The sequence below is a fragment of the Aliifodinibius sp. S!AR15-10 genome, from assembly GCF_031569985.1.
In the GTDB taxonomy this organism is placed as follows: domain Bacteria; phylum Bacteroidota; class Rhodothermia; order Balneolales; family Balneolaceae; genus JAMQKA01.
This window is the reverse complement of the sequence record NZ_JAMQKA010000009.1, coordinates 26,272-37,647: the sequence shown is the minus strand read 5'-3', so window position 1 is coordinate 37,647 and position 11,376 is coordinate 26,272. Positions and strand designations below refer to the sequence as shown.

7 protein-coding genes and 1 pseudogene are annotated in these 11,376 nt (G+C 42.1%); 1 reads left to right on the top strand and 7 read right to left on the bottom strand.

Annotated elements, in window-relative coordinates:
- The first annotated feature begins 431 nt into the window (after positions 1-431).
- Positions 432-626, top strand: a complete 195-nt coding sequence (locus tag NC796_RS08075; RefSeq protein WP_310683765.1) for a hypothetical protein — start codon at positions 432-434, stop codon at positions 624-626.
- Between the two features lie 528 nt (positions 627-1,154).
- Here NC796_RS08075 and NC796_RS08070 read toward each other — a convergent pair.
- The 7 genes and pseudogenes from NC796_RS08070 to NC796_RS08040 form a co-directional block, all read right to left on the bottom strand.
- The gene (locus tag NC796_RS08070) at positions 1,155-1,478 is read right to left on the bottom strand and encodes an NAD(P)-dependent oxidoreductase (RefSeq protein ID WP_310683940.1); all 324 of its coding nucleotides are present in this window, start codon (positions 1,476-1,478) and stop codon (positions 1,155-1,157) included.
- Between the two features lie 50 nt (positions 1,479-1,528).
- Entirely contained in the window at positions 1,529-1,975 is a 447-nt protein-coding gene (locus NC796_RS08065) for an NAD(P)-dependent oxidoreductase (RefSeq protein ID WP_409070361.1), read from the bottom strand.
- A 281-nt stretch (positions 1,976-2,256) separates the two neighbouring features.
- Positions 2,257-3,860: pseudogene (gene pckA / locus NC796_RS08060) on the bottom strand (phosphoenolpyruvate carboxykinase (ATP)).
- Between the two features lie 173 nt (positions 3,861-4,033).
- Complete coding sequence (locus NC796_RS08055) at positions 4,034-5,194, bottom strand: iron-containing alcohol dehydrogenase (protein WP_310683763.1); 1,161 nt, start codon at positions 5,192-5,194, stop codon at positions 4,034-4,036.
- A 50-nt stretch (positions 5,195-5,244) separates the two neighbouring features.
- Positions 5,245-6,735 carry a CoA-acylating methylmalonate-semialdehyde dehydrogenase gene (locus NC796_RS08050; protein ID WP_310683761.1) on the bottom strand — a complete coding sequence of 497 codons (1,491 nt, stop codon included), beginning with the start codon at positions 6,733-6,735 and terminating at the stop codon, positions 5,245-5,247.
- Between the two features lie 3 nt (positions 6,736-6,738).
- Positions 6,739-8,451: an L-lactate permease gene (locus NC796_RS08045; protein WP_310683759.1), complete on the bottom strand. Its 1,713-nt coding sequence runs from the start codon at positions 8,449-8,451 to the stop codon at positions 6,739-6,741.
- 13 nt (positions 8,452-8,464) lie between these two features.
- A complete protein-coding gene (locus NC796_RS08040) occupies positions 8,465-11,341 on the bottom strand; it encodes an FAD-linked oxidase C-terminal domain-containing protein (protein WP_310683757.1) in 2,877 nt (958 codons plus the stop codon).
- Positions 11,342-11,376: the final 35 nt, after the last annotated feature.

Sequence of the window (11,376 nt, the reverse complement as noted above, 5' to 3'; positions counted from 1 at the left end):
TCATTGCACCGGTGTTTGAGTTAATGATCTCTCCTCGTGAATACTGTATGCTTCCGCAAGTGTTCGTAACTGTTCGAAGGGATCCGCAAAAGTCCACAAGTGTCCATGAGCTTCCACCGGGCATCACCTACGGGCTAAAGGCGGCTAAAAAGAAAGCCGGCAGAAAATCATCGAAAAGTACTTTGAGAAGCCAGGAATCCTACCGGGACAGTCTAAAAATCCCCGCCTGAAACATTTCCTAAAAGGTGACTATTACCCCATCCCCCTATGTCAAGGCCAACTGCAAGCCAGCTATCTTCGCCAACTACAAAAAGAGTTAAACCATTTCCTGCGGATCTACAAAGATCGGTTAATAAACCAGTAAAAACGCCTGGAGCGGTATAAACTGTGCCAGCATAACAAATATCCGTAAAACCACAATTAACATCAATATGCGTGCCATCAAGGCCGTCTTCTCCTGGGCCTATCGGTATGACCTGACCAACAATAACCCGTTTAAAGGTCACGGGCTACTGTTTGAGGTGAAACCCAACACAACCGCCGGGGCATTTACCAAAGATGAGATCAACAGGCTAAGAGACCACGGTCATCTGCCTGATCTACTATACCGGCATGCACCTGAATGAGGTTGTCAGCTTGACCTGGGATATGGTTCTCTAGGATGATGTGCCTTTCTTACGCATCACAGAAGAAAACTCAAAGTTAAAAAACGGCAGAAATATACCGCTGGGCGAAAAGCGTTTTCCGTCATCGAGGACCTACAGGACGTGCCGGCCAAGAAAAAGAGACGGTACCCGAAAGTTTATGAAAGTCGTCCGCTGGATGAGACGTACGTGATCCAGAAACAGCGATGATGAGGCCAATACCAAATACGAAGCGTACAAGACCAGTTTCGCAAGGCGATGAACGAGGTCGGCCTGCTAAATTTTCATTGCCTGCGGCTAATCCATAAAAATAACTGACGTCACGAAGGCGGTCTAAAGTTCTCCACTAAAAGTGCAATATTTTAGACTCTAGACTGTGATCAATAAAGGTAAACTGGGCTGTACTTTTTTCATCACTAACTTCCTTTACCACTTTGGGTAAAACTACCACACTATTCCCACACAGGAACTTGAATTAAAGAGTAAAATTCTTATTCTTTTCTTGAATCCTTACTTCTTTAAGTTTAAAAATACTTGAATGTTATGTATAACTCTTTCCATAAGTAAAGTACGGGCCTCAATACTTGCCCAAGCTATATGCGGAGTCAAAACCAATTTCTCTTTATTTTTTACTTTTAGTAGAGGATTCTTTGAATCAATCGGTTCTTCTTCAAATACATCTATACCTGCACCGGCAATTAAATCTTCATCCAGAACCCGTGCCAAATCCGATTCATTTTCAATACCTCCCCTACCTGTATTTATTAAAATGGCTGATTTTTTCATAAGGAGGAAGCGTTCATAATTAATAAGGTTCGCAGTATATTTATTCAATGAAGCATGACTGAAAACAATAATAGAGGTGATTAAAAGTTTATCCAAATTCAAATGAAATATGGCTGCTGAATATTTCTACCGGAAGCCAAATAATACACTACTTCCGTTCCGAAAGCTTCAGCTATTTTTGCTACCTCGCTGCCGATATTACCCAAACTGATAATACCAAAACGTTTTCCATTCAATTCCCAAAAAGTTCTACCAATATGTGTAAATATATCATTTTCTGAATATCTGCCTTGCTTAACATATCTATTATAATAAGGGGGTTTATGAAGAAGGTACAGTAATAAAGAAAAGGTAATCTGAGCCACACTTTTTGATGCATAATCGCTAACATTCTTTACTGGGATACCTCGCTCCTTGGCAGCTGCTTGATCAATATTATTGGTGCCGGTAGCTGCCACACAGATTAACTTTAGCTTATCGGCCTGTTCAATAATAGTTATATTTAATTCTACTTTATTTGTGATTACTATATCTACCCCTTTAATCCGTTCTAAAGTTTGACTTGGAAAAGTAGTCTGATAGTAAGTTACCTCACCAAATGAATCTAAAACATGTATATTGGGAATTTATCCCATTGTTTTGGCATCCAAAAAGGTAATTTCATACTTCAATAATTATTTTAATCTGGGATCGCTTCGTTAACTATTGTTGATTATAGTTACAGAGAGAATTTATTTTTAGTAAATATTTTCTTGGTTTAAACTATTTATATATTTGATATTTCATTCATAACTGACCAACAAATAAGCAAAGTCAAATTACCAAACTAGACCTTCGGTCCCGCCTTAACGAGCTGCTGGCTTGCTTCTTCCTCAAACTGTTTGAAATTCTGGTCAAACATCTGCGCTAGTTTTCTTGCCTTTTGATCGAAAGCCTCTTTATCATCCCATGTTTTGCGGGGTGCCAGAATTTCTGCTGGTACTCCATCTATTCTCGTCGGTATGGCTAATCCGAAGACAGAATCATATACAAATTCAACCTCGTTGAGATTGCCTTTCAAAGCTTCGATGAGCATCCGGCGGGTATGTTTTAAATTCATGCGGTGTCCTGTTCCGTAGGGGCCACCGGTCCACCCTGTATTTACCAGCCACACTGAAGATTTATGCCGCCGAATTTTTTTTGCCAAGAGCTCGGTATATATCATAGGATGCAGCGGCATGAACGGAGCTCCAAAACAGGCTGAAAAGGTGGCTTGTGGTTCTGTCACACCATGTTCAGTTCCCGCAATCTTTGCCGTATAACCACTGATAAAATGATACATCGCCTGATCTGGAGTAAGTCGGGAGATGGGAGGAAGTACGCCGAAAGCATCGCAAGTCAAAAAGAAGATGTTTGATGGGTGATTCCCGTGCCCAGTCTTACTGGCATTGGGGATATAATGAATCGGATAGGAGCACCGGGTATTTTGGGTCAGACTGTCATCATCAAAACATGGGTTTCTGTTTGCATCCAATACTACATTTTCGAGTATAGTACCAGGTATCCAGGTGGTATTATATATCAACGGTTCTTCCTCTTCGGAAAGATTAATAGTTTTAGCATAACAGCCACCTTCAATGTTGAATACACCTTCTTCACTCCAACCATGCTCATCATCGCCGATTAAAATGCGATCGGGATCGGATGAAAGGGTGGTCTTACCGGTGCCCGATAGCCCAAAGAATAGGGCTGTATCACCATTCTCGTTCATGTTTGCTGAACAGTGCATGGTCAACACTTTTTTTTCGGCAAAAGGTAATTCAGCACTGAGAAAATTCCCTTCTTTACCTCCCCAGAATAGAGGGTACCGCCGATGAGGATCAGTTTTTGTTCAAAACTCAGCACGATAAATGTACTGGATTGAGGGCCGTCTATCTGGGAATCAGCCTTGAAATTGGGTGCCGCTAAAACAGTGAAATCTGGCTCATGGGATGCAGACTCATCCTGTGAGGGTCTAATGAACATGTTATGACTGAATAATCCATGATAGGCTGCCTCGCTGACCACCCGTACACTGAGCCGGTACGATGGATCCGCGCCGGCGTATACATCTTTCACATAAAGTTTTTTGCCGTTCAGATAACGGCTTACTTTCCGGCGGAGCCGGTTAAACACTTCCACAGAAATAGGTTGGTTGATTTCACCCCAGTCAATGTCGTCACTAACCGACGGCTCTTTTACGATGAAGCGATCCGCGGGCGAGCGTCCGGTATACTTTCCAGTCAACACGCGGAGGACATAATCGTTGGTCAGTATCGCCTCACCATTGCGAATGGCCTCATCATAGAGTTCCGGTGGCGTCAGGTTCCAAAGCAAGTTATCGTTGTCTTTTATCCCCAGATATTCTAGTCCGCCAGAACTGCGGGGAGGTTTGCCATAATTAATTAACATACATCCTAACCTATTTTTATTTAGCATTAAGCCTCATTTGTTTTTCCCTGCGATGTCCTTTGTTAAACACTCTGTAATCTCTTCTGTTAGGGATTTAGATTAAATTGATTAAACAGCGGATCGGAAACTCCAAAAAAGCTTATGGCCAAACTAAGTAAAACATCAAACGTGTATTACCAAGCTTGTTTATAAAGCTCCATAATTTGATCTACTGTTGGGACAACAGGATTATTTTGTGGACTTCCGGAATCCAAAGCATCTTGAGCCATTTTTCCAAGAACTTCTTCAAACTTTTTCTTATCTACATCTACACAATTTTGGAGAGAGGGAATTTTTAATTGATCATTTAATGATAACAAGCCATCTATTAAAGCTTCATTTGAAGCTTTAATAGAATCTTTAGATGATGCAAATCCTAATATTTTCGCAACGTTAGCATATCGTTCTTTTGCTCCTGAAATAGAAAACCGTGTTACTGTAGGTAACAATACCGCATTTGACAAACCGTGAGGTAAGTGAAATTGCACGCCCAAGGGACGACTCATACCATGAATCAAACAAACACTACTATTGCTAAAAGCCATACCACCATGGCAAGCTGCCAAAGCCATCCCTTCACGAGCTTTATGATTATTCGGATTTTTCCATGCTTTTGTCAGGTAGTTTGAAACCAGACGAATGCAAGATAAAGCAATTGGATCAGTCATAACATTCGCCTTTTTAGAGACATATGCCTCCACTGCATGCGTTAATGTGTCAACGCCTACATAAGCTGTAAGGGATTTTGGCATAGATATTGTTAATTCATAATCAACAATTGCAATGGTTGGTAACAGAAATGCATCTAACATCATCATTTTCGTATCACTTTTCGTATCTGTTATAACAGTCACTTTTGTTACCTCACTACCTGTCCCAGCAGTGGTAGGTATTGCAATCATAGGAATACCCGGATTTTTAACCTTATGATACCCCATATATTGATTTAAAGGCTCTGGATTCGTTTTTAGAATAGAAATAGCTTTTGCCGTATCAATAGAACTACCTCCACCAACTGCAATTAGTGCTTCAGCTTCAAATTCTTTCAAGTGTTGTAATCCCTGCTGAACAATTTCTACAGTTGGATCCGGTTGTACATCACTAAAAACAGCTGAAAAAATCCCACGTTTATTTAAAGACAGGGACATTTCGTCAACTAAACCATTTTCCGAAAAAAACGAATCTGTTACAAAGAGTACCCGTTTTATCTTTAGCCTATTGAGTTGATCTGCTAAAGTCTTTCTAGCCCCCGCTCCCGATATTATGGTTGATGGAATATTAAATGAATGAGTCATAGCTTAGTCTGTTCAATTAAAAGCGTTCTAAAATAATTTTGCACTAATATTTACCATCCCAGATGTCGTTCATAAGAATCGTCCCATCGAGATAGTACTATTTTTTGACGTGTATAAAACATAACACCTTCCGCGCCTTGTAAATGCAAATCCCCATAAAAGGAATCATTCCAACCAGAGAATGGATACATTGCCATTGGAGCCGGTACTCCTACATTAACCCCAACCATACCACAGTTTATTTCTCTAGAAAATCTACGTGCTGTAGCTCCACTATTTGTAAAAATAGTAGCTCCATTTCCATATGGCAGACTATTTTGCCACTCTATAGCTTGGTCAATATTTTTTGGGCGTAACATTGAAAGGACCGGACCAAAAATTTCATTGCTGAAAGCTGAATCTTTCGGAGTTATTTGATCAAATAGTGTAGGTCCCACAAAAAAGCCTTGCTCTGGTACATTTTCCCTTCCATCACGTACTAATTTTATATCTTGGGCAACCATATTCCCGATAGTTTTGTTAATGCGCATCTGAGAAGATTTATCAATAACTGGCCCCATTTCCGCAGTGTCATCAGAACTGGTATCTGTTATATTTAAATCATTCATTAAATCTACCAGTCGATCTTGTAACTTGTCTCCAATTTCATCTATACCCATCAATAAAGATCCTGCCATACAACGTTGTCCAGCGCATCCAAATGCTGCTCCCATAATAGCACGAAGTGTCGATTCAGGATCAGCATCTGGCATAACTATAAGAGCATTTTTTGCACCTCCGCCAGCTTGTACTCGCTTACCATATCGACAGCCTAAAGCATACACTTGTTTAGCTATTTTTGATGAGCCAACGAAACTTATTGCCGATACATCAGGATGAGTGCATAGTGCTTCTACCACATTTTTGCTTCCATGTACTATGTTTAATACACCATCGGGAAGACCCGCTTCCTGAAATAACTCCGCCAAACGAATAGCAGTCAACGGTACTTTTTCACTTGGTTTGAGGATAAAAGTATTACCACAGGCAATTGCAATCGGAAACATCCACATCGGAACCATCGCAGGGAAATTAAAGGGACTGATTCCGACACACACTCCTAAAGGCTCACGCATTGTTACACTATCAATTTGGCGAGCTATTTGAGGTAAAGTTTCTCCTTTACTTAACTCCGCAATTCCGCATGCAAACTCAACTACCTCTAATCCACGTTGAATATCCCCCTTGGCTTCTTCCAACGTTTTCCCGTTCTCACGAGTAATTAATCTGGATAAATCATCAAAATTTTCTTTTAATAATTTACGATAGCGAAATAAGATATCCGATCGTTTTGAGGGCGGCATTTGCGACCAGTGTTTAAAAGCTGTTCTTGCGGCTTCAACGGCTTCTTCAACCTCCTTAGCACCACATATGGGCGTATAAGCAATAATTTGTGCAGAGGATGGGTTATAAACTTCTTCGAAATCGGTAGTCTTAGGAGTAATCCATTTTCCACCAGTTAAGAGTGGAGTGACTAATGATGATTCAATAGATAAAGACATGTTTCAAGGATTTAGATTAAATTGATTGAATAGCGGATCGGAAACTCCAAAAAAGCTTATGGCCAGCAACCCTAATATTCCTATGAATATTACGTAGTAAAGCGTGGGAATAACAGTCAATCTCAATACACTACCTTCTTTCCCTAAAAAGCCTACTGTAGCACATGCCGCCACAATATTGTGAATGGCGACCATATTACCGGCAGCAGCCCCAACAGCCCCCAGGGCCACCAAGATCGTTGTAGGAATCGACAGGCTTTCGGCTACTCCAAACTGGAATAAGCTGAACATGAGATTACTAACGGTATTGCTGCCGGCAATAAAGGCTCCCAGACCTCCAATAGAGGCAGCGAAAAAAGGATAAATCTGACCAACGCTGCTTGCCACCCAATCCGCCATAATAATAGGCATACTGTCGAGACCAATCTCGTTAATACCAGAATTTATATAAATACGCACCATTGGAATCGTAAATATGAGTACAAAACCCGCCCCAAGGAGCATCCTTGAGCTTTCGAAAAAGGCCGTCTTGACTTCAGCGATATTCATCTTATGTAAAAAGACTGTAATTACTCCTACAATCAGTAAAATGGTGCCCGGCAGGTAGAGGGGCGTGCTGCTCGCCGAAATCGTGGATCCGAATATCTCCTGCCAACTTAGCTCCACACTAAGGAATGCTTCCCGGATGGGCAGTTGATGCAGCCGGCTTAACACCAAGATCAAAGCCAGGAGTAAATAGGGCATCCATGCTTTAAATAATGTCAAGCCCGGCTTTTTAACCTCATTTTCCGAACTCACTGTTAAGGTGCCAATCCAGAAGGCAGGCCAGGCTTCTTCTGCAGGAAAATCCCAACTGTCATCAGGTATTAAAAATCCACGATTGGCCGCATATGTGACAATGGGTAGGCCAATAAGGGCCCCAATCAAAGAAGGGAATTCAGGACCTAAAAACAGAGCCGTAAGAGTATAGGGGACGGTAAATGCCAATCCTCCCAACAGAGCAAACGGAAAAATGGAAAAACCCTCTTTCCACGATTTGTTTTCACCAAAAAAACGCGTCATCATAACAACCATCAGTATAGGCATCAGGGTACCTGCAATAGCGTGTAATATGGCTACATGAGAGGTTACTACCAACAGGTAATCCATCATCGAGGCATCTACGGAAGCCAACTGGGCACTAAACTCCGGGCTTGCCAACCCCGACTGCACACCTATTAATATCGGAGTTCCTACGGCGCCAAACGTCACCGCTGTACTTTGCACCATCAGACCTAACATTACGGAAGCAAGTGCAGGATAGCCCAGAGCCAGCAGCAGGGGAGCTACAATCGCAGCAGGGGTTCCAAAACCGGCTGCTCCTTCCAAAAAAGACCCGAACAGCCAGGCGATGATAACCACCTGAACCCTTCGGTCCGGGCTGATATCGGCAAAGCTCTGACGTATGACACTTATTCCTCCCGAATATTTTAAAAGGTTCAGCAACAGTATAGCCCCGAAAATAATCCAGAGAATATCGAAGGTAATAAACAGCCCTTGTATGGATGAAGCAACAATGTTAAGGGCAGAAAAATCCCACACGAAATAAGAGATGACAACCGTCACGGCCAACACAAGGGGCATGGCAATTTTTGCTGCTATCCGGAAGCCAATTAATAATATACCCGCAACCAAAATGGGTAAAAAAGCAAGAAAAGCCAGAGTTAATAAAGACATAAATGACATTTTTTTATTGACGTTGCTTAGCTCTTATAACCTCTACCCAATGTTTGGGACGTTTGCCGGTAAAATGCTCTATTTGGTGGCGACAGCTGAAGCCACTGGCTACTAATGAAGTATCTTCTTTCATGGACGCTACGGCGGGAAACAACACCATCTCTCCAATATTCCTGGAAATATCATAATGTTCTTTTTCATAACCGAAGGAGCCTGCCATACCACAACATCCGGAAGGAATTTCTTCGACCTCGTGATCGGTCGCCTCACAGATTGACTTCATTGCTTTCGTGCTGTAAAGAGCCTTCTGATGACAATGCCCGTGAATAAGCATATCGCCTGCGATAGATGTAAAATCCGCGGACAAATTTCCTGCTTCTATTTCACCGGCTAAAAAAACATCAATCATCATTACCTGTTCTTTAAGTTGGGTCGCCAGCGTCTCATCTTCAATTAGGTCCGGAAAATCATCGTTAAGAGCAGAGGCACAGCTCGGCTCACAGACCAGAATTTTTAGTCCCTGATCCAGGTACTTCTTTAACCCTTCCAAGGTTTTAGCCCCCTCTTTTTTGGCTTCTCTTAGAAACCCATGGGATATTTTGGGTCGCTGGCAGCACCCGACATTGGCCAGTATCACTTCATATCCACATGAGTTGAGTAACTGCAGAGCAGATATACCAACCCTTGGTTCATGAAAATTCAAATACGTATCTGCATATAGAACTACCTTTTTTTCACTTTCATAGGTATTGTTCTTTTCAAACCACCTGTAAAAGGGTTCTTTGGCATACGATGGCAAAACTCTTCGTTTGTCAAATCCAGCTATCTTTTCCAGAATGAATCTAAAAAAAGGTGATTTTTGAATAGAGTTTACTAAGCCCGCCAAGATGCCGGATAGCCGGGAAGCCGCCCTGGAAGAATCTCTGATCAAACGATCACGCAGACTAATGCCATGCTCATCGTAATACATCTGTTGGACATCACTTTTCATCTTAGCCATATCCACATTGCTGGGGCATTCCGATTTGCAGGCTTTACAAGACAGACACAGATCCATTACCTCCTGAAGTCGCTTACTGGTAAGCCCCTCGTCATCCAATTGACCTGACATTGCCAGCCGAAGAGCATTTGCCCGTCCCCTGGTGGAATGTTCTTCATCACGGGTAGCTTTAAAACTGGGACACATCGTTCCCCCCTGCATTTTCCGGCATTCTCCCACACCTGTACACATGTGTACGCTTTCCCTGAAACTATTTTCCGAGCGATATTGAAACTCTGTGTTTACCTCCTGGTCGGTATATCCAGATCCATATCGAAGGTTGTGTTCGATAGTTTGGGCATTCACTATCTTACCAGGATTCATCATGTCGCCCGGATCAAATAATTGTTTTACTTCCTTAAACGCATTATACAATCGGGTACCAAAAAAACGCTCATTAAAAGCACTTCTTACCAATCCATCGCCATGCTCGCCACTCCACGACCCACCAACCTCCATTACTAAATCAAAGGTTTCTTCGGCAATATTTTTCAAATTTTGAATATCCTCATTCTGCCGAAGATCCAGAATCGGCCTGACATGTATGACGCCTACGCTGGCGTGTGCATACATGGAGACTTCGGTATTATATTTCCGGCAAATAGCAAGAACATTTTCAATATATTCAGGCAATGCCTCTACGGGGATACCGGCATCTTCAATGAATGGCAAGGGCTTTTTTTCGCCATGCAAGCCTAACATAAGCCCTAACCCTTTTTTGCGTACGATCCAAACATCTTCATACTCGGTGCCTTCGGGAAAATAAGGATAGGCATAACCCATCTCTTCATTTTTAAGATGATCAATCATTTCCTGAGGCCTTTCCATTACTTCCTCAGTAGTATCTCCATAGAATTCAACAATAAGAATGGCAGCAGGATCACCTTCTATAAAATGACAATGCCGCTTTGTAGTCAGGTTTTTTCTGCTCAACCTCAATACTGTACGGTCTAGTATTTCAATGGCAGAAGGTCGGTAGTCAAGTATGTGCTTGACAGCTCGCAGGGCCATTGACAATGTTGCAAAATGGACTACGGCTACTGACTTATATTTGGGAAGGGGTTCAAGATTAAGTTTTAACTCAAGAATGATAGCCAATGTCCCTTCACTGCCGGTTATCAGCTTTGAGAGATTCCACCGGTCCGTATTGATAAATTCATCAAGGTTATATCCCCCCACCCTTCTCATTACTTTGGGAAAGCGTTGTTCTATCTCATCTTCATTTCGTTTGATGATCGCATCAAATTCCCTGTAGATCTCACCTTCCCTACCGCCCTGCCTTATCTTCTGCTCAATCGCTTCCCGGGAACATTCATTCAGCCACATTACAGTCCCATCAGCCAATAAAACTTTTGCCTCTAGCACATGATCAACAGTCTTGCCATATAGCACACTTTTTGTACCGGAAGAGTTATTCCCGACCATACCGCCCACATTAGCACGACTGGAAGTAGCTGGATCAGGAGCAAAATGTAAGTTGAATTTTGCCATCTCCTCATTCAACTCATCCCGAACCATTCCTGGTTGCACTCGTACCCATCTTTCCTGCTCGTTAACTTCCAGTACTTCATTCATGTACTTAGAGAAATCAACTACCAAAGCTTTGCCTACTGTTTGTCCAGCCAAGCTGGTGCCTCCGCCTCTTGGCAATAACTTTATATTATGGCTTCGAGCTATTTCAACAGCTTTCTTTACATCAGCTTCGTTTTTGGGCAGAGTAACTCCCACAGGTTTAATCTGATAAATACTGGCATCGGTGGCATACATACCTAACGAATAGTCGTCACTAAGAACATCACCCTGGATGTTCTTTCGCAAGTCTGTGATAAAGGAATCTGTTGAAATTACCATATTGCAGCTTTACAGGATTAACGAGCCAAATTGTC

Excerpts from the sequence above, each read along its gene's own strand:
- NC796_RS08050 (WP_310683761.1), bottom strand. The coding sequence starts at position 6,735 with ATGTCTTTATCTATTGAATCATCATTAGTCACTCCACTCTTAACTGGT.
- NC796_RS08040 (WP_310683757.1), bottom strand. The coding sequence starts at position 11,341 with ATGGTAATTTCAACAGATTCCTTTATCACAGACTTGCGAAAGAACATC.
- NC796_RS08075 (WP_310683765.1), top strand. The coding sequence starts at position 432 with ATGCGTGCCATCAAGGCCGTCTTCTCCTGGGCCTATCGGTATGACCTG.
- NC796_RS08055 (WP_310683763.1), bottom strand. The coding sequence starts at position 5,194 with ATGACTCATTCATTTAATATTCCATCAACCATAATATCGGGAGCGGGG.
- NC796_RS08045 (WP_310683759.1), bottom strand. The coding sequence starts at position 8,451 with ATGTCTTTATTAACTCTGGCTTTTCTTGCTTTTTTACCCATTTTGGTT.